We start from the raw sequence: 23,092 nt of genomic DNA, 5'->3' as shown, positions 1-23,092 counted from the left end.
CGCGGCGCCGTTGCTCCGGCTCCCGGCCCGGTGCACACCGGGCGCGGAGCGGGCCGCGGGTCCCGCCATCTCGCCGAAACGTGCCGACGGCCCCGGCTCGCTACCATGGCAGTCCGACCGTCCCCCCGGGAGTCCCCCTTGCCAGACGAGCCCCAGCCACGCACCTCAGGCGGGCCGCACAGCCACGACGCCCCACCGGTGAACGGCACACACCGTCCGGCCGCCGGCTCGACGGCCGTGGGGCGGAACGGCGACGCCCCGGAACGCAAGCCCGAACCCGCGTCGGCGCAGGCCGGTCCGGCGGTGCCCGCCATCTCCGGCATCTCCGGCCGCTCGGGTTCCTCCAACCGGGTGCGCGCCCGGCTGGCGCGGCTCGGCGTGCAGCGCTCCAGCCCCTACAACCCGGTGCTGGAGCCGCTGCTGCGGGTGATCCGGGCGAACGACCCCAAGGCGGACACCGCGGCACTGCGCCAGATCGAGCGCGCCTACCAGGTGGCCGAGCGCTGGCACCGCGGCCAGAAGCGGCGCAGCGGCGACCCCTACATCACCCACCCGCTGGCCGTCACCACGATCCTGGCCGAGCTGGGCATGGACACCGCCACCCTGATGGCCGGGCTGCTGCACGACACCGTGGAGGACACCGAGTACGGCCTGGACAACCTGCGCCGTGACTTCGGCGACCAGGTGGCGCTGCTGGTGGACGGCGTCACCAAGCTGGACAAGGTCAAGTTCGGCGAGGCCGCCCAGGCCGAGACGGTGCGCAAGATGGTCGTCGCCATGGCCAAGGACCCGCGGGTCCTGGTCATCAAGCTGGCCGACCGGCTGCACAACATGCGCACGATGCGTTTCCTGAAGCGGGAGAAGCAGGAGCAGAAGGCCCGGGAGACGCTGGAGATCTACGCCCCGCTGGCGCACCGGCTGGGCATGAACACCATCAAGTGGGAGCTGGAGGACCTGGCCTTCGCCATCCTCTACCCCAAGATGTACGACGAGATCGTCCGGCTGGTGGCCGAGCGCGCCCCCAAGCGGGACGACTACCTGGCCACCGTCATCGACGAGGTGCAGAACGACCTGCGCGGCGCGCGGATCAAGGCCACCGTCACCGGACGGCCCAAGCACTACTACTCGATCTACCAGAAGATGGTGGTGCGCGGCCGGGACTTCGCCGAGATCTACGACCTGGTGGGCATAAGGCTGCTGGTCGACACCGTCCGTGACTGCTACGCGGCGCTGGGCACCGTGCACGCGCGGTGGAATCCGGTCCCCGGGCGGTTCAAGGACTACATCGCCATGCCCAAGTTCAACATGTACCAGTCACTGCACACCACGGTGATCGGTCCGGGCGGCAAGCCGGTGGAGCTCCAGATCCGCACCTACGAGATGCACCGCCGGGCCGAGTACGGCATCGCCGCGCACTGGAAGTACAAGCAGCAGGCGGTGGCGGCCGGTGCCCGCGGGCTGGGCACGCCCCCGAAGAAGAGCGAGAAGGGCGGCGACGCGGTCAAGGAGATGACCTGGCTGCGCCAGCTGCTGGACTGGCAGAAGGAGACCACCGACCCGGGCGAGTTCCTGGAGTCGCTGCGCTTCGACCTGTCCCGCAACGAGGTCTTCGTCTTCACGCCCAAAGGCGATGTGATCGCGCTGCCCGCCGGGGCCACCCCGGTGGACTTCTCCTACGCGGTGCACACCGAGGTCGGCCACCGCACCATAGGCGCCAAGGTCAACGGCCGGCTGGTGCCGCTGGAGTCCACCCTGGACAACGGCGACACGGTGGAGATCTTCACCTCCAAGGCGCCCGGCGCCGGGCCGTCCCGGGACTGGCTGGGCTTCGTCAAGTCGGCACGGGCGCGCAACAAGATCCGCGGCTGGTTCTCCCGGGAGCGCCGGGACGAGGCGATCGAGCAGGGCAAGGACGCCATCGTGCGGGCCATGCGCAAGCAGAACCTGCCGATCCAGCACATCCTCACCGGCGACGCCCTGGTCACGCTGGCCCACGAGATGCGCTACCCCGACATCTCGGCGCTCTACGCCGCGATCGGCGAGGGCCATGTCTCGGCACAGAGCGTGGTGCAGAAGCTGGTGCTGGCAGTGGGCGGCGAGGAGGCGGCCGGCGAGGACGTCGCCGAGTCGGCGCCGCCGGTGCCGGCACGCGGAGCGCGGCGGCGCTCCACCGCCGATCCCGGGGTGGTGGTCAAGGGCGCCGAGGACGTCTGGGTGAAGCTGGCCCGCTGCTGCACCCCGGTGCCGGGGGACCCGATCATCGGCTTCGTCACCCGGGGCAGCGGTGTCTCGGTGCACCGGGCGGACTGCGACAACGTCGAGTCCCTGGCGCGGGAGCCGGAACGCATGCTGGAGGTCGAGTGGGCGCCGACCCAGTCCTCGGTCTTCCTGGTGGCCATCCAGGTCGAGGCGCTGGACCGCTCACGGCTGCTGTCGGACGTCACCCGGGTGCTGTCCGACCAGCATGTCAACATCCTGTCGGCGGCCGTGCAGACCTCCCGTGACCGGGTGGCGACCTCCCGCTTCACCTTCGAGATGGGGGATCCGAAGCACCTGGGCCATGTGCTGAAGGCGGTGCGCGGGGTGGAGGGCGTCTACGACGTCTACCGCGTCACCCCCTCCCGCAAGCACTGAACCGCGCCGCGAGGGGGCCGGGCCGGCCGGCCCGGCCCCCTCGCGGACGGCTAGCCGCCGAACTCCTCCAGGCTCTTGCGGGCCTGGTCCAGCAGTGCCTGGCGGCCGGACAGCTCCTTCTCCAGCTTGTCCGCGCGGGCGTTGTTGCCCGCGGCGCGGGCGGTGTCGATCTGGCGGCGCAGCCGGTCCACCACGTCCTCCAGCTGGCCGGTCAGCTCCGCGGCGCGGGCCCGGGCTTCGGGGTTGGTGCGCCGCCACTCGGCCTCCTCGGCCTCGGCCACCGCCTGCTCCACCGCCCGCAGCCGGCCCTCGATCGCCGGCCGGGCGTCCCGCGGCACCGGGCCGATGGCCTCCCAGCGCTCACCGATGGAGCGCAGCGCGGCCCGCGCCGAGCGCACCTCGGTCACCGGCAGCAGCTTCTCCGCCTCGGCCGCCAGCTCCTCCTTGCGCGCCAGGTTGTCCCGGTACTCCGCGTCCCGTTCGGCGAACACCTCGCCGCGGGCCTGGAAGAAGACGTCCTGCGCGGCGCGGAAGCGTGCCCACAGCTCGTCCTCCACGTCCCGCTGGGCCCGGCCGGCGGCCTTCCACTCCCGCATCAGCTCCCGGTAGCGGGTGGCGGTCGGGCCCCAGTCGGTGGAGCCGGACAGCTCCTCGGCCTCCGCGATCAGCTTCTCCTTGCGCCGCCTGGCCTCCTCGCGCTGCGCGTCCAGCGCCGCGAAGTGCGCCTTGCGCCGCTTGGAGAACGCCGAGCGGGCGTGCGAGAAACGGTGCCACAGCTCGTCGTCCGTCCTGCGGTCCAGCCGCGGCAGACTCTTCCAGGTCTCCACCAGTGCCCGCAGCCGCTCCCCGGCGACCCGCCACTGGTCGCTGGCGGCCAGCTGCTCGGCCTCGGTGACCAGCGCCTCCTTGGCCTGCCGGGTCTCCTCGCTCTGCCGGGCCCGGCTGGCCCGGCGCTCGGCCTGCCGCTGCTGCACCAGCTCGGTCAGCTTGTCCAACCGCCGGGACAGTGCCTCCAGATCCCCGACCGCGTGCGCCGCGTCGACCTGTTCCCGGATGTGCTCGATCGCCGCCGTCGCGTCCTTGGCGGACAGATCGGTGGTCCGCACCCGGCGCTCCAGCAGCCCGATCTCCACCACCAGGCCCTCGTACTTGCGCTCGAAGTAGGCGAGGGCCTCCTCGGGCGACCCCGCCTGCCACGAGCCGGCGACCTTCTCCCCGTCGGCGGTCCGCACATACACCGTGCCGCTCTCATCGACACGGCCCCACGGGTCGCTGCTCACAGCGCCTCCTCCACATGACACCCGGCCGGGGCCGGAGCCCCGCGGCATCGTCCACAGTTCCTCATCCGGTGGTAGCCCGGATGCCGGGCGACGCAGTGCAGTCACGCAGGGCCGCCCGTCCACAACGCCAACATAGGCGACCGGCAGCCCGGCTGTCCGCACTCTGCGAGCGGCAATTGCCGCGAGACGCTGCCGGGGCTCCCCGCCGGAACACCGGCCGCGGCACAGCCCCGGCGGCCCCTCCGCCCGCGTTCACTGGCGTACCGTAACGGGTCCGCGCCCGCCCGGGAGCCGCCCGGTAGGATTTCTCCCCGGGCGGGCCCCGCCGGCCGGCGGCCGGTGTGCGGGCCACCGTCGCCGAACCCACCGACAGACAGGGGCGAACGTGCTCATCGCGGGCTTCCCCGCCGGGGCCTGGGGGACCAACTGCTATCTGGTCGCCCCCGCGGCCGGCGAGGAATGCGTGATCATCGACCCGGGCCACGAGGCCGCCGAAGGCGTCGAGGCCGCCCTGGCCAAGCACCGGCTGAAGCCGGTCGCCGTGATCCTCACCCACGGCCACCTCGACCATGTGGCCTCCGTGGTCCCGGTGTGCGGCGCGCGCGACGTGCCCGCCTGGATCCACCCCGAGGACCGCTACATGCTCGCCGACCCGGCCAAGGGGCTGGGCATGGCCATCGGGCAGCAGCTGCTGGGCGAGCTGACCGTCGGCGAGCCGGACGACCTTCGCGAGCTCACCGACGGCTCGGTGCTGGAGCTGGCCGGACTGGAGCTGACCGTCGACCACGCCCCGGGCCATACCAAGGGGTCGGTGACCTTCCGGATGCCCGGGCAGGACGACGTCCCGCCGGTCCTGTTCTCGGGCGACCTGCTGTTCGCCGGCTCCATCGGACGCACCGATCTGCCCGGCGGCGACCACGCCGAGATCCTCCGGTCGCTGGCACGCGTGTGCCTGCCGCTCGACGACTCCACCGTGGTGCTGTCCGGACACGGCCCCCAGACCACCATCGGCCGCGAGCGCGCCGCCAACCCCTTCCTGCGGGCGGTGGCCGACGGCCCGGCCGGCGCGGATCCCGCGCCGCCGCGACGAGGAATGTGACGACACCACCCGTGAGTGCACCCAGCTTCAAGGCCCCCAAGGGCACCTACGACCTGCTGCCGCCGGAGTCCGCCGAGCACCTCGCGGTGCGCGAGGCGCTGGCCGCGCCGGTGCGCCGGGCCGGCTACGGCTATGCCGAGACCCCCGGCTTCGAGCAGGCCGAACTCTTCGCCCGCGGTGTCGGGGAGTCCACCGACATCGTGACCAAGGAGATGTACACCCTCACCACCAAGGGCGGCGACCGGCTGGCGCTGCGCCCCGAGGGCACCGCCTCGGTGCTGCGCGCCGCCCTGGAGGCCAGCCTGCACAAGGCCGGCAACCTGCCGGTCAAGCTCTGGTACTCCGGCTCCTACTACCGCTACGAGCGCCCGCAGAAGGGCCGCTACCGGCACTTCGCCCAGGTCGGGGCGGAGGCCATCGGCGCCGAGGACCCGGCGCTGGACGCCGAGCTGATCGTGCTGGCCGTGGACGGCTACCGCTCGCTCGGCCTGACCGGCTTCCGGCTGCTGCTCAACTCGCTCGGCGACCGCGAGTGCCGGCCCGCCTACCGCACCGTGCTCCAGGACTTCCTGCGCGGCCTGGACCTGGACGACGAGACCCGCAAGCGGATCGAGATCAATCCGCTGCGGGTGCTGGACGACAAGCGCGACGCCGTGCGGGCCCGGCTCGGCGCGGCCCCGCTGATGCGGGACCACCTGTGCCGGGCGTGCCGGGACTACCACGCCGAGGTGCGGGAGCTGCTCACCGCGGCCGGTGTCCCCTTCGAGGACGATCCCCGGCTGGTGCGCGGCCTGGACTACTACACCAGAACCACGTTCGAATTCGTCCACGACGGGCTGGGCGCACAGTCGGCCATCGGCGGCGGCGGCCGGTACGACGGACTGTCGGAGATGATCGGCGGCCCGGCCCTGCCCTCGGTGGGCTGGGCGCTGGGTGTGGACCGCACGGTGCTGGCGCTGCGCGCCGAGGGTGTGGACCTCGACGTGCCGGCCGCCACCGAGGTCTATGCCGTGCCGCTCGGGGAGCAGGCCCGGCGGACCCTGTTCGGCCTGGTCACCGAGTTGCGCCGGGCCGGGGTCGCGGCGGACCTCGCCTACGGCGGCAAGGGCATGAAGAACGCCATGAAGTCGGCCAACCGCTCCGGTGCCCGCTACGCCCTGCTGGCCGGCGAACGGGACCTGGCCGAGGGCGTGGTCCAGCTCAAGGATCTGGAGAGCGGGGAGCAGACCGCGGTGCCGCTGGCCGCGGCCCGGGAAGAAGTGCGCGCGCGCATTGGTTCGCCTTCTTGACGCCGGTGCAACAATGGCGAGCGCGACACCGGCTCCTGCCGGGCGCGCCCGGCGGCTCCCGCCCGCCCCGGTGGCGCCGCCCGGTGCACTGCACCGTCCCCCCACGATCTCGGACCGCATGAGGACACCAGGATGACGACCACCGCAGACCTCGACGACACGGCCGCCGAGGTGCCGGCCCAGCCGCGCAAGGGCGAAGGAGAGCCGTCCGGGCCGGGCGGCACCGGCGCGAGCAAGGCGTTCTCGGTGATGCTGATCGTCACCGGCTTCCTGGGACTGCTGGCCGCCTGGGTCATCACCCTCGACAAGCTGCACCTGCTCGAGGCCAAGGTCAACCAGGAGGAGTTCACCCCGGCCTGCTCCATCAACCCCGTCGTCTCCTGCGGCGATGTGATGGAGAGCGCGCAGGCGGAGGTCTTCGGCTTCCCCAACCCGATGCTGGGCATGGTCGCCTACGCCTCGGTGATCACCATCGGTGTGGCGCTGCTCGCCGGGGCCCGCTACCGGGCCTGGTTCTGGCGCGGGCTGCTGGCCGGCACGGCCTTCGGGGTGGGGTTCTGCACCTGGCTGATGTACCAGTCGCTGTACAACATCGGCGCGCTGTGCCTGTGGTGCAACCTGGTGTGGGTCGTGACCAGCGTCATGTTCTGGTACACGGTGGTGCACAACCTGCGGCACGGCTTCGTGAGGGTTCCCGAAGGGCTGCGCCGCGGTGTGCTGGAGTTCCACTGGGTGCTGCCCACCGTGCACATCGGCATCATGGGCATGCTGATCCTGACCCGCTGGTGGGACTTCTGGTTCTGAGCGGTTCCACGGCGTCCCGCTCCGCCGTGCCCTCCCGGCCGGGCACCTCACGGTGCCCGGCCGGTTGTCACAGCCGGCCAGTAGGGTGGCGGATGTGGAGCCCGACCTGTTCACCGCCGCCGCCGAGGACCGCCAGGAGAAGGAGCCCGCGGGCCGTCCGCTGGCCGTCCGGATGCGCCCCCGCGACCTGGACGAGGTGGTGGGCCAGGGCCATCTGCTGCGGCCCGGCTCGCCGCTGCGCCGCCTGGTGGGGGAGCGGGGCGCCGGGCCGGCCGGCCCCTCCTCGGTGATCCTCTGGGGGCCGCCGGGCACCGGCAAGACGACGCTCGCCCATGTGGTCAGCCGGGCCGCCGACAAGCGGTTCGTCGAGCTCTCCGCGATCACCGCCGGGGTGAAGGAGGTGCGCGCGGTGATCGACGGCGCCCGCCGCGCCACCGGTGCCCACGGCAAGGACACCGTCCTGTTCCTGGACGAGATCCACCGCTTCACCAAGGCCCAGCAGGACTCCCTGCTCCCGGCGGTGGAGAACCGCTGGGTGACGCTGATCGCCGCCACCACCGAGAACCCCTACTTCTCGGTGATCTCCCCGCTGCTCTCCCGCTCGCTGCTGCTCACGCTGGAGCCGCTCACCGACGAGGACATCCGCGGCCTGCTGCGCCGCGCGGTGGCCGACGAGCGCGGGCTGGGCGGTGCGGTGGTCCTGCCGGAGGACACCGAGGCCCATCTGCTGCGGCTGGCGGGCGGCGATGCCCGCCGGGCGCTGACCGCCCTGGAGGCGGCGGCCGGCGCCACCCTGGACCAGGGCGGGACGGAGATCCGGCTGGCCACCCTGGAGGAGACGGTCAACCGCGCCGCCGTGACCTACGACCGGGACGGCGACCAGCACTACGACGTGTCCAGCGCGCTGATCAAGTCCATCCGCGGCTCGGACGCCGATGCCGCGCTGCACTACCTGGCCCGGATGATCGAGGCGGGGGAGGATCCCCGGTTCATCGCCCGGCGGCTGATGATCTCGGCCAGCGAGGACATCGGGCTGGCCGATCCCACGGCGCTGCCGACCGCGGTGGCCGCGGCCCAGGCGGTGGCGATGATCGGCTACCCGGAGGCCCGGATCGTGCTCGGGCAGGCGGTGCTCGCCCTGGCCCTGGCACCCAAGTCCAATGCCGCCTACCTGGCCGTCGACGCGGCACTGGCCGATGTCCGGGCCGGGCTGGCCGGGCCGGTGCCCGCGCACCTGCGGGACAGCCACTACCGGGGCGCGCGGAAGCTGGGGCACGGCGAGGGCTACCGGTACCCGCACGACCTGCCCGGCGGCATCGCCGCCCAGCAGTACGCACCGGACACCGTGCACGGCAAGCGGTACTACCACCCCACCGGGCGGGGAGCCGAGGCCCGCTATGCCGAGGTGGTGCAGCGGGTCCGGGAGCGCCTCGCGGCGGAGGGCCGGGAAGGCCGGGAGTGAGCCGGTACCGGCCGGCCGGCGGTGCTCCGGCGGTCAGGGCCGCGCGGTCAGGGCCGCCCGCAGCGTCCGGGCTTCACCGCGGCGTTCACCTTCACCGCCGTGCCGGCCGCTGTCGCGGCGGCCGGTGCGCTGCTGGTCCCGCCCGGCCTTCCCCCGGCCGCCGCCGGGAGGGCTAGGAGGAGGCGGTGGCGAAGAGGTGGTGCATGGCGTGGCGGAGGGCGGCGGTGTCGGCGACCGGGGCGGCGAAGTCGAAGCGGGCGTCGAAACCCGAATCCCCGGCCCAGAACCGGACCCGCAGCCCGAAACGGTCCAGCGCCACCGGCGCCATCCGCTCCCACCGCCCGCAGCCCCGCCCGTCCAGCAGCGCGCACAGCCGGGCGAGCTGCGCGCCGTGCGCGGCGGCCAGGTGCTGGAGCAGCTCCGCCTCGTGCGGGGCCAGCGGATCGGCCGCCGCCGCGGCGAAGTCCTCCGGCTCCACCACCGCCTCCCCCCACAGGTCGTGCACATGGCCCTCGCCGGGCTCCAGCCGCAGTACCGCGTCCCGGGAGCCGGGTTCACCGCCCAGCAGCCGCAGCGCGGCGGGCCGCTCCCGGGCGGGCACCGCGGTCAGCCAGCCCGCCAGCGCCCCCTTGCCGCGCACCCGGTGCGGCACGGCGACCGGGGCGACGTCTGTGATGTTGAGCACGCCGGCCTGCTCGGCGCCCGGCCCGTCCGGGCGGCCGGAGCCGCCGCCGGACAGCGCGCGGGCCGCCGGGGAATCCCCGGCGACCAGCAGCAGTACCCGGCCGCCCGGGTCCACGGCGCGGGTCTCGCACCGGGTCTCCGGGAAGTCCTTTGGCCCGCCGTGGCGCTCCGGGCCGGACGGCCGTCCGGCGTCCGGAATCACCAGCACGCCGGAGGCGTTCGACTCCGCGAGGGTGCGCAGACGCTCGGCGGCGGAGGGACGCTGCTCGTCGTCGCCGTCCAGGGGGCGCGGCTGGCCCGGAACAGGGACCCCAGGTCGATCCATGCGTTCTCCTCGGATAAGGTAAGCCTTGCCTAACTTACATGGAGGTCTCCCGCACGTGAACCAGTCGCGTCCCAAGGTCAAGCAGAGCCGCGCGCTCGGCATCGCACTGACGCCCAAGGCCGTCAGGTACTTCGAGAAGCGTCCCTACCCGCCGGGCGTGCACGGCCGGGGCCGCAAGCAGAGCAGTGACTACAAGGTCCGCCTGCTGGAGAAGCAGCGGCTGCGCGCCCAGTACGACGTCAGCGAGCGCCAGCTCGCCCGCGCCTACGAGCGCGCCCGCAAGGCCAAGGAGGGCAAGACCGGCGAGCACCTGATCGTCGAGCTGGAGCGCCGCCTGGACGCCCTGGTGCTGCGCTCCGGCCTGGCCCGCACCGTCTACCAGGCCCGGCAGATGGTGGTGCACGGCCACATCGAGGTGAACGGCCGCAAGGTCGACCGGCCCTCCTGCCGGCTCCGCCCCGGCGACGTGGTCCGGGTGCGCGACCGCAGCCGCGGCAAGCACCCCTTCGCGGTGGCCCGCGAGGGCGGCTGGGCCGGGGAGGGCGAGACCCCGCGCTACCTGGAGGTCAGCCTCCCGGCGCTGGCCTTCCGCCTCGACCGCGACCCGCAGCGCCGCGAGATACCGGTGGTCTGCGAGGAGCAGCTCGTCGTGGAGTACTACGCCCGCTGATCCCGCGCCCCGCCACCGCGCGCCGCCGCCACCGCCCGGCCCCGCACCGGCCGCCGGCCCCGGACCTCCGGGCGGCCGGCGGTCCGGCGCCGTGCGGCCCGGCGCGCCGGGCCCCGCCCGGAAAGCGGTTCGGCCCGGGCCCCCGGGCGCGATAGGGTCGTGCTCTGCCGTCCCGCCTTCCCCGCCCCGCCGGGTGAGCGGCGGCCGACCCCACGAACCCCAAGATCTCCCCAAGATCATGTCGTCTCAGGGAAGCGGTGCAGCGTGTCCGGTGGAGAAGTGGCCGGCCTCCTGGTGGCCGTCTTCTGGGCCATCCTGGTGTCGTTCCTCGCCGTGGTGCTGGTGAGGCTGGCCCAAGTGCTCAGGGCGGCGACCCGGCTGGTGACCGGTGTGACCGAGCGGGCCGTCCCGCTGCTCGCCGAGGCCTCCGCCACCGTGCGGTCCGCCCAGACCCAGCTCGACAAGGTGGACGCCATCGCCACCGACGTGCAGGAGGTCACGGCCAACGCCTCGGCCCTGTCCACCACCGTCTCCTCCGCGTTCGGCACCCCGCTGGTCAAGGTCGCGGCCTTCGGCTACGGCGTGCGCCGCGCCCTGGCCCGCCGCCGGGCGGCACGCGACGCAGGCCCGCCCGCAGGCGCCTCCCGCACCCGCACCACCGTGCTGATCGCCCGGCCGCGCCGGGGCGGAAAGGACTGACCCGCCATGTTCCGACGCGCCTTCTGGTTCGGCGCGGGCGCCGCCGCCGGCGTCTGGGCCACCACCCGGGTCCATCGCAAGCTGCGCGAGCTGAGCCCCGAATCGCTCGCCCTGCGCGCCGCCGGCCGGGCCGTCGACACCGGCCGCCGGGTGCGTGCCTTCGCCTCGGACGTACGGGCCGGAATGGCACAGCGCGAGGCGGAGCTCACCGGGGCCCTGGGCCTGACGGCCGAGCCCCCGCAGGAGCGCCCGCGTCCCGTGCCGCCCTCCCGGCCGGCCGCGGGAATTCCCGCGCCGCCCCGCCGCGCCTCCCGGACCCTCCCGACCACACCGGACTCCCCGACTGCCCCGAACCCCCGAAAAGAGGACCACTGATGGAGTCGGCCGAAATCCGCCGCCGCTGGCTGAGCTTCTTCGAGAAGCGGGGGCACACCGTCGTCCCGTCGGCGTCGCTGATCGCCGACGACCCCACCCTGCTGCTGGTCCCCGCCGGCATGGTGCCCTTCAAGCCCTACTTCCTGGGGGAGGCGGCCCCGCCCGCGCCCCGGCTGACCAGTGTGCAGAAGTGCGTGCGCACCCCGGACATCGAAGAGGTCGGCAAGACCACCCGGCACGGCACGTTCTTCCAGATGTGCGGCAACTTCTCCTTCGGGGACTACTTCAAGGAAGGCGCCATCACGCTCGCCTGGGAGCTGCTCACCTCCCCGGTCGCGGACGGCGGCTACGGCCTGGACCCGGACCGGCTGTGGATCACCGTCTACGAGAAGGACGACGAGGCCGAGCGGATCTGGCGGGACGTCGTCGGAGTGCCCGCCGAGCGCATCCAGCGCCTGGGCATGGGCCCCAACTTCTGGTCCATGGGCGTGCCCGGCCCCTGCGGACCCTGCTCCGAGATCAACTACGACCGCGGCCCCGAGTTCGGGCCCGAGGGCGGCCCGGCCGTCAACGACGAGCGCTATGTGGAGATCTGGAACCTGGTCTTCATGCAGTACGAGCGCGGCCCGGGCCACGGCAAGGAGAACTTCGAGATCATCGGGGACCTGCCGGCCAAGAACATCGACACCGGCCTCGGCCTGGAGCGTCTCGCCATGATCCTGCAGGGCGTGCGCAACATGTACGAGACCGACACCCTGCGGGTGGTCATGGACGAGGCCACCGGACTCACCGGGGTGCGCTACGGGGACGCCGAGTCCAGCGACGTCTCCCTGCGGGTGGTCGCCGACCACATGCGCACCGCGGTGATGCTGATCGGCGACGGCGTCACCCCCGGCAACGAGGGCCGCGGCTACGTGCTGCGCCGCATCATGCGCCGCGCCATCCGCAACATGCGCATCCTGGGCTCGGACGGCCCGGTGGTGGGCCGCCTGGTGGACACCGTCATCGGCACCATGGGCAAGCAGTACCCGGAGCTGATCACCGACCGCCGGCGCATCGAGACCGTGGCGCTCGCCGAGGAGGCCGCCTTCCTGAAGACCCTGAAGGCGGGCACCAACATCCTGGACACCGCGGTCACCGAGACCAGGGCGGCCGGCTCGACCGTGCTGCCCGGGGACAAGGCGTTCCTGCTCCACGACACCTGGGGCTTCCCCATCGACCTCACCCTGGAGATGGCCGCCGAACAGGGCCTGTCCGTGGACGAGGAGGGCTTCCGCCGGCTGATGCGGGAGCAGCGCGAGCGCGCCAAGGCGGACGCCAAGGCCAAGAAGACCGGCCACGCCGATCTCTCCGCCTACCGGGCCGTCGCGGACGCCTCCGGCGCCACCGAGTTCACCGGCTACACCCGCACCGAGAACGAGGCCACCGTGGTCGGCCTGCTGGTGGACGGTGTCTCCTCGCCCGCCGCCACCGAGGGCGACGAGATCGAGGTGGTGCTGGACCGTACCCCGTTCTACGCCGAGGGCGGCGGCCAGCTCGCCGACACGGGCCGTATCCGGCTGGACAACGGCGCCGTGATCGAGGTGCGCGACGTCCAGCAGCCGGTGCCCGGGGTCAGCGTGCACAAGGGCGTGGTGCAGGTCGGCGAGGTGACGGTGGGCTCCCCCGCCCACGCCGCCATCGACGTGCGGCGCCGCCGCTCCATCGCCCGCGCGCACAGCGCCACCCACCTCACCCACCAGGCGCTGCGCGACGCGCTCGGCCCCACCGCCGCCCAGGCCGGCTCGGAGAACGCGCCCGGCCGCTTCCGCTTCGACTTCGGCTCGCCCGCCGCCGTGCCGGGCTCGGTGCTGACCGATGTGGAGCAGAAGATCAACGAGGTGCTGGCCCGCGATCTGGACGTCAGCGCCGAGGTGATGTCCCTGGACGAGGCCAGGAAGCAGGGAGCCATCGCCGAGTTCGGCGAGAAGTACGGCGAGCGCGTCCGGGTGGTCACCATCGGGGACTACTCCAAGGAGCTGTGCGGCGGCACCCATGTGCACAACACCGCCCAGCTCGGCCTGGTCAAGCTGCTCGGCGAGTCCTCCATCGGCTCCGGGGTGCGCCGGGTGGAGGCCCTGGTGGGCACCGACGCCTACCGCTTCCTGGCCCGTGAGCACACCGTGGTCTCCCAGCTCACCGAGCTGCTCAAGGGCCGCCCCGAGGAGCTGCCGGAGCGGATCTCGGGCATGCTCACCCGGCTGAAGGAGGCCGAGAAGGAGATCGAGCGGTTCCGTGCCGAGAAGGTGCTCCAGGCCGCCGCCGGGCTGGCCCGCGAGGCCCGGGACGTGCGCGGCGTGGCGCTCGCCTCCGGCCGGGTGCCGGACGGCACCACCGCCGACGACCTGCGCAGGCTGGTACTGGACGTGCGCGGCCGGATTCCCGGTGACCGGCCCGCCGTGGTGGCGCTGTTCACCGTGGTCAAGGACCGGCCGCTGACCGTGATCGCCACCAATGAGGCGGCCCGGGAGCGCGGGCTCAAGGCCGGTGAGCTGGTGCGGGCCGCGGCCAAGGCGCTGGGCGGGGGCGGCGGCGGCAAGCCGGACATCGCCCAGGGCGGCGGCCAGGACCCGGCCGCCGTGGACGACGCCCTGGCCGCGGTCGAGCGCCTGGTGTCGGAAGCCGCCTGATGCGCCGCGGCAGGAGGCTCGCCGTCGATGTCGGCGAGGCCCGGATCGGGGTCGCCTCCAGCGACCCCGACGGGCTGCTGGCCACGCCGGTGGAGACGGTCCCGGGACGCGACGTCCCGGCCGCCCACCGGCGGCTGGCCGCCCTGGTGGCGGAGCACGAGCCGCTGGAGGTGGTCGTCGGACTGCCGCGTTCGCTCAGCGGCAAGGAGGGTCCGGCCGCCGGACGGGTACGGGCCTTCGCCCAGGAGCTGGCCCGGCGGATCGCACCGGTCCCGGTGCGGCTGGTGGACGAACGGCTGTCCACGGTCACCGCCGCGCAGCGGATGCGGGAGTCGGGGGTCTCCGCCAGGAAGGGACGCGGCCGGATCGACCAGGCCGCCGCGGTGGTCATCCTGGAAGCGGCGCTGGAGACCGAACGAGTGTCGGGGAGCCCTCCGGGGCAGTGCGTCGAAGTGGTTGTCTGATCGCGATACGGTAACGTTCCTGCGCGAGATGACAGTCATCCGAACATGAGCACTTGCGCCAAGTGTTCGAACTCCCGGCCCGAGAGTGCGGGACCGACGGAGACCCGGCGTCGCAAGGGGATCGATGAGTGAGTATGGCCGGGGCCATGGCTCCGAACCGTGGCACCCGCAGGACCCGCTCTACGGAGACGCGTCCTGGGGGGAAGGCCGCAGCGATCCCTACGGCGGGCCGTACGGTGATTCCTACGGCGCCGATTCCCACGGCGGTGACTCCTACGGCGGTGACTCCTACGGCGGTGATTCCTACGGCGGGGCGCAGCAGGGCTCCTGGGACACCTACGGCGGCGGACAGCAGTACCCGCAGCACCAGCAGCACTCCGGCGAGTCCTATCCGCAGTACCAGGAGGGACAGCGGAACCAGCCCTACTACGACCGGCAGCAGTACCAGCAGGGCCACCAGTACGAGCAGAACCACCACCAGAACCCGCACCACAGCTACCACCAGGACCAGCAGCAGGGGCACTCGCAGGGCGGGCAGCACTGGTCCGGGCAGGGCTACCAGGGCGGCTGGGAACAGAGCGGCTCCGGCCAGTACCCGTCCGGCCCCTACGGCGGCGGACGGGGTTACCAGGAGGCGCACGACCCGCAGGACCCGTACGGCTCCGGCCGGCCGGGATATCCGCCGCCGCGCCCGCAGCACATGCGGGACCAGCCGCCGTCCGGTCCCCAGGACACCGGCGGCTACGGCGTCCAGGGCGCCGGCCGCCACGGCGCCCGCCACGATCCCGGCCCCGGCCCCGACCCGGAGACCGGCTGGGACCCCGGCCCTGACCAGGGCGAGGCCGAGTTCTTCGCCCGCCGCGACGACGGCGACGACGACTGGGACGACGGCCGCGCGGCGCGGCGCGGCCGCGCCGCGCGCCGCACCCGTGACGGGCTCGGCGCCGACGGCGGGGACCGCGACTTCGGCCCGCCCGACGACGAGGACGACGACTGGGGCCCCCGCTCCCGGCGGGAGCGCGAAGCCGGCGGCGGCCGGCCGCGCAAGCGCCGTGGCGGACTGGCCTGCCTGATGGTGGCCGTGCTGCTGATCGGTGCCCTGGGAGCCGGCGTCTACTACGCCAAACAGTTCTACGACGACCGCTTCGGCCCGCCCCCCGACTACTCCGGCCAGGGCCACGGCGAGGTCCAGGTGGAGATCCCCGAGGGCTCCACCCTCGCCCAGATGGGCAACATCCTCAAGGAAGCCGGCGTGGTCAAGAGCGTCGGCGCCTTCACCAGCGCCGCCGAGGGCGAGGTCATCCAGGCCGGGTACTACGTGCTGCGCCTGGAGATGTCCGCCAAGTCCGCCGTCGAGCTGATGACCGACCCGGCGGCGCTCAACACCCTGATCGTTCCCGAGGGCCTGCGGGCCTCGGCGGTCTACGCCCTGATCGACGGGAAACTCGGCCTGGAGGAGGGCACCACGGCGGGGATCGCCGCCGAGGGCGAGTGGCCGCTCCCCGAGTGGGCGCTGGGCCGGGAGAACGTCAAGGACCCGCTGGAGGGCTTCCTCTTCCCGGCCCGCTACAACGTGGGCGAGTCCGTCACCCCCGAGTCCCTGCTCTCCGAGATGGTCGGCCGCGCCACCGCCAAGTACACCGAGTACGGGCTGGAGGACCAGGCCGCCGCGATGGGCCTGGAGTCCCCCTTCGATCTGGTGACGGTGGCCAGTCTGGTGCAGGCCGAGGGCCTGACCTACGACGACTTCGCGCAGATGTCCGAGGTGATCTACAACCGCCTGGAACCGGACAACACCGTCACCAACCGGAAGCTGGAGTTCGACTCCACCTTCAACTACCTGCGCAACCAGAGCGAACTGCGGCTCAGTGTCGAGGAGATCCAGGCCGAGCAGGACCCGTACAACACCTACGTCCACCCCGGTCTGCCGCCCGGACCCATCGGCAACCCGGGCGACCACGCCATAGAGGCCACCCTCAACCCCACCTCCGAGGGATGGATGTTCTTCGTCTCGATAGGGGAGACCACCCACTTCACCAAGACCCTGGAGGAGCACGAGCAACTGGTGGAGGAACTCAATGCACAGCAGGGCGGCGACTGACCATGACCGACCATGACTGAGCCCGCCGGGCGGCCCGGCCCGGCGGCCCGGACCAGGGCCGCGGTGCTGGGGTCGCCCATCGCCCACTCCCTCTCCCCGGTCCTGCACCGGGCCGCCTACCGGGCGCTCGGCCTGCCGGAGTGGACCTACGGCCGCTACGAGATCGACGAGCCGGCCCTGCCCGGCTTCCTGGCCGGGCTCGGCCCGGAGTGGGCCGGCCTGTCGCTCACCATGCCGCTGAAGCGCGCGGTGATCCCGCTGGTGGACTCCATCAGCCCCACCGCCGCCGCGGTGGAGGCGGTCAACACCGTGGTGTTCACCGAGGACGGGCGCAGACTGGGCGACAACACCGACATCCCCGGCATGATCGCGGCCCTGCGCGAGCGCGGCGTGGAGAAGACCGACCACGCCGCCGTGCTGGGCGCCGGCGCCACCGCCTCCTCGGCGCTGGCCGCGCTGGCCCGGATCTGCGGCGGCGAGGTCACCGCCTACGTGCGCAGCCCGGCCCGCGCCGCCGAGATGCGCGGCTGGGGAGAACGGCTGGGCGTGGACGTGCGGGACGCCGGCTGGGAGTCCGCGGCCGAGGCGCTGCGCGCTCCGCTGGTGATCGCCACCACCCCGGCCGGCGCCACCGACGGCCTGGCCGCCGCCGTGCCCGACCGGCCCGGGGTGCTCTTCGACGTGCTCTACGACCCCTGGCCCACCCCCCTGGCCGCCGCCTGGGCGGACCGCGGCGGCCGGGTGGTCGGCGGCCTGGACCTGCTGATCCACCAGGCGGTGCTCCAGGTGGAGCAGATGACCGGCCGCGCCCCCGCGCCGCTGGCCGCCATGCGGGCGGCCGGTGAGGCCGCGCTCGCCGGGCGCCACGACTGACGGCCACGGCCACAAGCACGGCCACAAGCACGGCCACAACCACGAGCGGCGGCCACGGCTGCCGGCCCGCCCCGCCCGGCGCCGGGCCGGCGTCCGCAGGCTGGGATGGGGCGGGACCGCACCGGGGGGCGTGGCAGGATCGGGGACGGCACAGGGACGGCCCCGACTACCGAGGGAGCACTGTTGAGCAGGTTGCGCTGGCTGACCGCGGGGGAGTCGCACGGCCCCGCACTCGTCGCGACGCTGGAGGGGCTGCCCTCCGGTGTCCCGGTCACCACCGACCTGGTGGCCGACGAGCTGGCGCGGCGGCGGCTCGGCTACGGCCGCGGCGCCCGGATGAAGTTCGAACGCGACGAGGTCACCTTCCTCGGCGGGGTACGGCACGGCCGCACCCTCGGCTCCCCGGTGGCGATCATGGTCGGCAACACCGAGTGGCCCAAGTGGGAGAAGGTCATGGCCGCCGACCCGGTCGACCCGGCGGAACTGGCCGAACTCGCCCGCAACGCACCCCTGACCCGTCCCCGTCCCGGCCACGCCGACCTGGCCGGCATGCAGAAGCACGGCTTCGACGACGCCCGCCCGGTCCTGGAACGCGCCTCCGCCCGGGAGACCGCGGCCCGGGTCGCCCTCGGCACCGTGGCCCGCTCCTACCTGCGCGAGACCACCGGCATCGAGATCCTCTCCCACGTGGTGGAGCTGGGCGGTGCCCGGGCCCCGCGCGGCTCGGTACCGCTCCCCGGGGACCTGGCCCGGCTGGACGCCGACCCGGTCCGCTGCCTGGACGCCGACGCCTCCAAGGCGATGGTCGCCGAGATCGACCAGGCCCACAAGGACGGCGACACCCTCGGCGGCGTGGTCGAGGTGGTCGCCCACGGCGTGCCGGTCGGCCTGGGCTCCCACGTGCACTGGGACCGCCGCCTGGACTCCCGGCTGGCCGCCGCCCTGATGGGCATCCAGGCGATCAAGGGCGTGGAACTCGGCGACGGCTTCGGCCTCGCCCGGGTGCCCGGCTCGCAGGCGCACGACGAGATCGTCACCACCTCGGAGGGCATCCGCCGCGCCACCGGCCGCTCCGGCGGCACCGAGGGCGGCATCTCCACCGGCGAACTGCTGCGCGTCCGCGCCGCCATGAAGCCCATCGCCACCGTGCCGCGCGCCCTGGCCACCGTGGACACCGCCACCGGTGAGCCGACCCGCGCCCACCACCAGCGCTCCGACGTCTGCGCGGTCCCCGCGGCGGGCATCGTGGCCGAGGCCATGGTGGCCCTGGTGCTGGCCGACGCGGTGGCCGAGAAGTTCGGCGGCGACAGCGTCGCCGAGACCCGGCGCAATGTCCACGGCTACCTGGAGGCACTGGAGATCCGATGACCACCGCACCCGGTACGCCCGCACCCGCCGTGATCCTGGTGGGCCCGCCCGGCGCGGGGAAGACCGCCGTCGGCACCCTGCTCGCCGAGCGCCTCGGCACGGAGTTCCGCGACACCGACGCCGATGTCGAACGGCTGGCCGGAAAGCCCGTCCGGGACATCTTCCTGGCCGACGGCGAGGAACGGTTCCGCGAACTGGAGGCCGCCGCGGTGCGCACCGCCCTGGCCGAGCACCGCGGCGTGCTCGCCCTCGGCGGCGGCGCCGTGCTCAGCGAGGCCACCCGCGCCCTGCTCACCGGCCGCCCCGTCGTCTTTCTGGACGTGGACCTCGCCGACGCGGTGCGCCGGGTGGGTCTGGACGCCCCCCGCCCGCTGCTCGCGGTCAATCCCCGGCAGCAGTGGCGCGGCCTGATGGAGGAGCGCCGCCCGCTCTACACCGAGGTGGCCCGGACCGTGGTCAGCACGTCCGGCCGTACCCCCGAGGAGGCCGCCCAGGCCGTGCTGGACGCATTGGAGCTCAAGCCGTGACCACACCACCCACGTCCGCCGGACCGGCCGCCCCGATCCGGGTCGCGGTCGGCGGCAGCGCCGGCACCGCGCCCTACGAGGTGCTCATCGGCCACCGGCTGCTGGACGAACTGCCCGGGCTGATCGGCACCGAGGCCCGGCGGGTCGCCGTCGTCCACCCGGAGGCGCTGGCCGAGACCGGCCGGGTGCTCCGGGAGGACCTGGCCGGACAGGGCTACGAGGCCATCGCCGTGCAGGTGCCCGACGCCGAGGACGCCAAGACCGCCGAGGTGGCCGCCTACTGCTGGAGCGCGCTGGGACAGTCCGGCTTCACCCGCACCGACGTGATCGTGGGCGTGGGCGGCGGCGCCACCACCGACCTGGCCGGCTTCGTGGCCGCCAGCTGGCTGCGCGGCGTGCGCTGGATCGCCGTGCCCACCACCGTGCTGGGCATGGTGGACGCCGCGGTCGGCGGCAAGACCGGCATCAACACCGCCGAGGGCAAGAACCTGGTGGGCGCCTTCCACCCGCCCGCCGGGGTGCTGTGCGACCTTGCCGCGCTGGAGTCCCTCCCGGTCCACGACTACGTCTCCGGTCTGGCCGAGGTGATCAAGGCGGGGTTCATCGCCGATCCGGTGATCCTGGACCTGATCGAGTCCGGCCCGGAGGCCGCCCGCTCCCCGCGCGGCCCGCACACCGCCGAGCTGATCGAGCGCTCGGTGCGGGTCAAGGCCGAGGTGGTCTCCGGCGACCTCAAGGAAGCCGGCCGCCGGGAGATCCTCAACTACGGCCACACCCTGGGCCACGCCATCGAGAAGAACGAGCGCTACCGCTGGCGGCACGGGGCCGCGGTCTCCGTCGGCATGGTGTTCGCCGCCGAGCTCGGCCGGATCGCCGGACGCCTGGACGACGCCACCGCCGACCGGCACCGCACCGTGCTGGAGGCGGTCGGCCTGCCGGTCACCTACCGCGGCGACCAGTGGCCCCGGCTGCTGGAGGCCATGAAGGTGGACAAGAAGACCCGTGGTGACCGGCTGCGGTTCATCGTGCTGGACGGCCTGGCCCGCCCGGCCGTGCTGGAGGGCCCGGACCCGTCCCTGCTGCTCGCCGCGCACGCGGAGATCGCCGCATGACCGGACATCCCGCGCAGGCGCCGGAGCCGCGCGAGCCGGCCGGACCGGCCGGGCGGCCGGTCCTGGTGCTCAACGGCCCCAACCTGGGCCGGCTGGGCTCCCGGGAGCCCGACGTCTACGGCTCCACCTCCTACGCCGGTCTGGTGGCCCGCTGCACCGCGCTGGGCCGGGAACTGGGCCTGGCGGTGGAGGTGCGGGAGACCAACGACGAGGGCGAGATGGTCCGCTGGCTGCACGAGGCCGCCGACCGGCGCCTGCCCGTGGTGCTCAACCCCGGGGCCTTCACCCACTACTCGTACGCCCTGCGGGACGCCGCCGCCCAGCGCACGGCCCCGCTGATCGAGGTGCACATCTCCAATCCGTACGCCCGGGAGGAGTTCCGCCACACCTCGGTGGTGGCGGCGGTGGCCAGCGGCACCATCGCGGGCTTCGGCATCTCCTCCTACCTGCTGGCCCTGCGGGCCCTGGCCGAGGAGACCGCTCCGGCCGCGGAACGCCGCTGACCTCCCGGCCAGTGCGGTGCACCGCCGCACGGCCCGGTACCGTGTGACCGGTACGGCCCCGTGACCCGGCCGGTACGGCCGCCGGGGGAGGAGCATCCCCGCCGGCTCCCGGACGGCACCGCGGCCGCACGCCGGACCCCAGGCGGGCACCGGGCTCTCGAAGGCTTTTCACGACTACGGAGTGGCAGCGGATGCACCAGCCCGGCGGACTCCCCGTTCCGCCCCCCGCACCGGCGGACGGCAGCACGACCGGGAACATCCCGCTGCCGCCCGGCGGGATGCGCCCGGTGGCCGCCCAGGGCGCCGTCCCGGTGGACGTCTCGCGCGCCGGAGTGGCGGTCCTGCTGATCGGGCCGGCCGGCGCCGGAAAGACCACCGTGGCCCGCTACTGGGCGGACCGCCGCCAGGTGCCCACCGCGCACATCAGCCTGGACGACGTGCGTGAGTGGGTGCGCGCCGGCTTCGCCGACCCCCGGGCCGGCTGGAACGAGAACTCCGAGGCCCAGTACCGGCTGGCCCGCCGCACCTGCGGCTTCGCCGCCCGCAACTTCCTGGCCAACGGCATCTCCTGCATCCTGGACGACGCGGTCTTCCCGGACCGGCCCGCGGTCGGGCTCGGCGGCTGGAAGCGGCACGTGGGGCCCGGCCTGATCCCGGTGGTGCTGCTGCCCGGCCTGGACGTGGTCCTGCAGCGCAACGCCGCGCGCAGCGGCACCCGGCGGCTGGCCGACGAGGAGGTGGCCGCCATCCACGGCCGGATGGCCGGCTGGTACAGCTCCGGCCTGCCGATCATCGACAACTCCCGGCTGGACGTGCCGGCCACCGCCCGGCTGCTGGACGAGGCGGTGGCCCGCTCGCTGTCCAACCCCCCGCAGTGGTGACCCGCCCGGCGGGCCGCGCGGGCCGGTGCCGCCGACACCCCGAGCGGACCCGCTGAACGGGACAACCGGCGGCCCCGCTGCGTACTCTCGGCCCCATGGCCACCATCTCGGAAGCTCACGCGGCGCGGCGCGCCCGGCTGCGCGCCCGCCGCGCGGCGGCGGGCGACGCGGCCCTGCTGGTCTCCCGGCCCGCGAACGTCTGGTATCTGACCGGGGCCGCACCGGCCGGCGCGGTGCTGCTGGTGCTGCCCGAGCAGGCCGCACCCGACGCCGACGTGCTGGTCGTGCCGCCCGGGGGAGCGGCCGCCGGTCCGGTGGCCCCGGAGGCGGACGACGCCCTGCGGCTGCTGCCGCTCACCGACGACAGCGATCCGGCCCTGGTCGCGGCGGGCCTGGCGGCGGGTGCCGGGGCGGCCGCGCTGGAGGTGGAGGAACACCATCTGACCGTGGCCCGGCACCGTGCGCTGGCCGCCCGCGCCGGCGGTCTGAAGCTGGGCGACCTGGACTGCGCCGTGGAGCACCAGCGGCTGGTCAAGGACGAGGAGGAGATCGCGGCGCTGCGCACCGCCGCCGAGATCACCGACCGGGCGCTGGGCGAGCTGCTGGAGTCCATCCTGGTCGGCCGCACCGAACGCCACCTCGCCCTGGAGCTGGAGCGCCGGCTGATCGACCACGGGGCCGAGGGCGCGGCCTTCCCCACCTCGGTGGCCACCGGCAGCCACGCCGGCATCCCGGGCCACCGGCCCACCGACCGGCGGGTGGAGGAGGGGGACTTCCTCACCGTGCGGATGGGCGCCCGCTACCGCGGCTACCGCTGCCAGATCGGCCGCACCTTCGTCATCGGCTCCCGGCCGGCGGACTGGCAGATCGACCTCTACGACCTGGTGTTCACCGCGCAGCGGGCGGCCCGGGAGGCACTGGCGCCGGGTGCCGAGTACCGGGCGGTGGACCAGGCGGCCCGCGCGGTGCTCGACGCGGCCGGGCACGGTGCGGCCCTGGGCCCGGTGACCGGGCACGGGGTGGGGCTGGAAATCGGGGAGGACCCTCGGCTGTCACCCGTGGCCATGGGTAGACTTGACCCTTGTGTGCCGGTCACCGTCGAGCCGGGGGTCCACCTCCCGGGCCGGGGCGGTGTCCGCATCGATGACACACTCGTCGTCCGGCCGTCGGCGGACGGCGGGCCCGAGCTACTCACCATCACGACCAAGGAGCTCCTCGCCCTCTAGCCCCACCGGGGCCGGGCCCGGGGGCTCGCGTCGATCCGAAGCTGCTT

20 protein-coding genes are annotated in these 23,092 nt (G+C 74.0%); 18 read left to right on the top strand and 2 right to left on the bottom strand.

Features of this window, described 5'->3' with window-relative positions:
- Window positions 1-138: 138 nt before the first annotated feature.
- Window positions 139-2,634: a RelA/SpoT family protein gene (locus GQS09_RS05380; protein WP_399552412.1), complete on the top strand. Its 2,496-nt coding sequence runs from the start codon at window positions 139-141 to the stop codon at window positions 2,632-2,634.
- A 50-nt stretch (window positions 2,635-2,684) separates the two neighbouring features.
- Here the strand turns inward: GQS09_RS05380 and GQS09_RS05375 are convergent, their stop codons facing one another.
- Window positions 2,685-3,914 carry a DUF349 domain-containing protein gene (locus GQS09_RS05375; protein ID WP_165984818.1) on the bottom strand — a complete coding sequence of 410 codons (1,230 nt, stop codon included), beginning with the start codon at window positions 3,912-3,914 and terminating at the stop codon, window positions 2,685-2,687.
- 385 nt (window positions 3,915-4,299) lie between these two features.
- Here GQS09_RS05375 and GQS09_RS05370 point away from each other — a divergent pair, with 385 nt between their 5' ends.
- From GQS09_RS05370 to GQS09_RS05355, 4 genes are all read left to right on the top strand, one after another.
- Window positions 4,300-5,013 carry an MBL fold metallo-hydrolase gene (locus GQS09_RS05370; protein WP_165984817.1) on the top strand — a complete coding sequence of 238 codons (714 nt, stop codon included), beginning with the start codon at window positions 4,300-4,302 and terminating at the stop codon, window positions 5,011-5,013.
- A complete protein-coding gene (hisS, locus tag GQS09_RS05365; RefSeq protein ID WP_165984816.1) occupies window positions 5,010-6,302 on the top strand; it encodes a histidine--tRNA ligase in 1,293 nt (430 codons plus the stop codon). The genes GQS09_RS05370 and hisS overlap by 4 nt, the downstream gene beginning before the upstream one ends.
- A 132-nt stretch (window positions 6,303-6,434) precedes the next feature.
- Window positions 6,435-7,106 carry a vitamin K epoxide reductase family protein gene (locus tag GQS09_RS05360; RefSeq protein ID WP_165984815.1) on the top strand — a complete coding sequence of 224 codons (672 nt, stop codon included), beginning with the start codon at window positions 6,435-6,437 and terminating at the stop codon, window positions 7,104-7,106.
- A gap of 94 nt (window positions 7,107-7,200) precedes the next feature.
- Window positions 7,201-8,568, top strand: a complete 1,368-nt coding sequence (locus tag GQS09_RS05355) for a replication-associated recombination protein A (protein ID WP_165984814.1) — start codon at window positions 7,201-7,203, stop codon at window positions 8,566-8,568.
- 172 nt (window positions 8,569-8,740) lie between these two features.
- Here the strand turns inward: GQS09_RS05355 and GQS09_RS05350 are convergent, their stop codons facing one another.
- Window positions 8,741-9,577 (bottom strand): DUF2470 domain-containing protein, encoded by an 837-nt coding sequence (locus GQS09_RS05350; protein WP_243761134.1) that lies wholly within the window; start codon window positions 9,575-9,577, stop codon window positions 8,741-8,743.
- Between the two features lie 55 nt (window positions 9,578-9,632).
- Between GQS09_RS05350 and rpsD the strand changes: the two genes are divergently transcribed.
- From rpsD to GQS09_RS05285, 13 genes are all read left to right on the top strand, one after another.
- Complete coding sequence (gene rpsD / locus GQS09_RS05345; RefSeq protein ID WP_165984813.1) at window positions 9,633-10,247, top strand: 30S ribosomal protein S4; 615 nt, start codon at window positions 9,633-9,635, stop codon at window positions 10,245-10,247.
- 264 nt (window positions 10,248-10,511) lie between these two features.
- Entirely contained in the window at window positions 10,512-10,946 is a 435-nt protein-coding gene (locus GQS09_RS05340) for a DUF948 domain-containing protein (protein ID WP_165984812.1), read from the top strand.
- 6 nt (window positions 10,947-10,952) lie between these two features.
- Window positions 10,953-11,321 (top strand): DUF6167 family protein, encoded by a 369-nt coding sequence (locus GQS09_RS05335; protein WP_165984811.1) that lies wholly within the window; start codon window positions 10,953-10,955, stop codon window positions 11,319-11,321.
- Window positions 11,321-13,990: an alanine--tRNA ligase gene (gene alaS / locus GQS09_RS05330; protein WP_165984810.1), complete on the top strand. Its 2,670-nt coding sequence runs from the start codon at window positions 11,321-11,323 to the stop codon at window positions 13,988-13,990. Before GQS09_RS05335 ends, alaS begins: the two co-directional genes overlap by 1 nt.
- Entirely contained in the window at window positions 13,990-14,454 is a 465-nt protein-coding gene (gene ruvX, locus GQS09_RS05325; protein WP_165984809.1) for a Holliday junction resolvase RuvX, read from the top strand. Before alaS ends, ruvX begins: the two co-directional genes overlap by 1 nt.
- Window positions 14,455-14,578: 124 nt before the next feature.
- A complete protein-coding gene (gene mltG / locus GQS09_RS05320) occupies window positions 14,579-16,555 on the top strand; it encodes an endolytic transglycosylase MltG (RefSeq protein ID WP_165984808.1) in 1,977 nt (658 codons plus the stop codon).
- Window positions 16,556-16,567: 12 nt separating this feature from the next.
- Window positions 16,568-17,428, top strand: a complete 861-nt coding sequence (locus tag GQS09_RS05315; protein ID WP_165984807.1) for a shikimate dehydrogenase — start codon at window positions 16,568-16,570, stop codon at window positions 17,426-17,428.
- 183 nt (window positions 17,429-17,611) lie between these two features.
- A complete protein-coding gene (gene aroC, locus GQS09_RS05310; RefSeq protein ID WP_165984806.1) occupies window positions 17,612-18,796 on the top strand; it encodes a chorismate synthase in 1,185 nt (394 codons plus the stop codon).
- Window positions 18,793-19,323 carry a shikimate kinase gene (locus tag GQS09_RS05305; protein WP_165984805.1) on the top strand — a complete coding sequence of 177 codons (531 nt, stop codon included), beginning with the start codon at window positions 18,793-18,795 and terminating at the stop codon, window positions 19,321-19,323. Before aroC ends, GQS09_RS05305 begins: the two co-directional genes overlap by 4 nt.
- The gene (aroB, locus tag GQS09_RS05300; protein ID WP_165984804.1) at window positions 19,320-20,435 is read left to right on the top strand and encodes a 3-dehydroquinate synthase; all 1,116 of its coding nucleotides are present in this window, start codon (window positions 19,320-19,322) and stop codon (window positions 20,433-20,435) included. The genes GQS09_RS05305 and aroB overlap by 4 nt, the downstream gene beginning before the upstream one ends.
- Window positions 20,432-20,938: a type II 3-dehydroquinate dehydratase gene (aroQ, locus tag GQS09_RS05295; protein WP_165984803.1), complete on the top strand. Its 507-nt coding sequence runs from the start codon at window positions 20,432-20,434 to the stop codon at window positions 20,936-20,938. The genes aroB and aroQ overlap by 4 nt, the downstream gene beginning before the upstream one ends.
- Window positions 20,939-21,129: 191 nt before the next feature.
- A complete protein-coding gene (locus GQS09_RS05290; protein ID WP_165984802.1) occupies window positions 21,130-21,819 on the top strand; it encodes an AAA family ATPase in 690 nt (229 codons plus the stop codon).
- A gap of 104 nt (window positions 21,820-21,923) precedes the next feature.
- Window positions 21,924-23,045, top strand: a complete 1,122-nt coding sequence (locus GQS09_RS05285) for a M24 family metallopeptidase (protein WP_165984830.1) — start codon at window positions 21,924-21,926, stop codon at window positions 23,043-23,045.
- The last annotated feature ends 47 nt before the right edge of the window (window positions 23,046-23,092 follow it).

The organism is Streptomyces sp. YIM 98790 (genome assembly GCF_011421595.1).
Lineage (GTDB): Bacteria > Actinomycetota > Actinomycetes > Streptomycetales > Streptomycetaceae > Streptomyces.
This window is presented reverse-complemented; position numbering and strand designations above follow the sequence as displayed.

Coding starts and splice junctions, on each gene's coding strand:
- GQS09_RS05360 (WP_165984815.1), top strand. CDS start 6,435: ATGACGACCACCGCAGACCTCGACGACACGGCCGCCGAGGTGCCGGCC.
- GQS09_RS05350 (WP_243761134.1), bottom strand. CDS start 9,577: ATGGATCGACCTGGGGTCCCTGTTCCGGGCCAGCCGCGCCCCCTGGAC.
- GQS09_RS05335 (WP_165984811.1), top strand. CDS start 10,953: ATGTTCCGACGCGCCTTCTGGTTCGGCGCGGGCGCCGCCGCCGGCGTC.
- alaS (WP_165984810.1), top strand. CDS start 11,321: ATGGAGTCGGCCGAAATCCGCCGCCGCTGGCTGAGCTTCTTCGAGAAG.
- ruvX (WP_165984809.1), top strand. CDS start 13,990: ATGCGCCGCGGCAGGAGGCTCGCCGTCGATGTCGGCGAGGCCCGGATC.
- mltG (WP_165984808.1), top strand. CDS start 14,579: ATGAGTGAGTATGGCCGGGGCCATGGCTCCGAACCGTGGCACCCGCAG.
- GQS09_RS05315 (WP_165984807.1), top strand. CDS start 16,568: ATGACTGAGCCCGCCGGGCGGCCCGGCCCGGCGGCCCGGACCAGGGCC.
- GQS09_RS05305 (WP_165984805.1), top strand. CDS start 18,793: ATGACCACCGCACCCGGTACGCCCGCACCCGCCGTGATCCTGGTGGGC.
- aroQ (WP_165984803.1), top strand. CDS start 20,432: ATGACCGGACATCCCGCGCAGGCGCCGGAGCCGCGCGAGCCGGCCGGA.
- GQS09_RS05290 (WP_165984802.1), top strand. CDS start 21,130: ATGCACCAGCCCGGCGGACTCCCCGTTCCGCCCCCCGCACCGGCGGAC.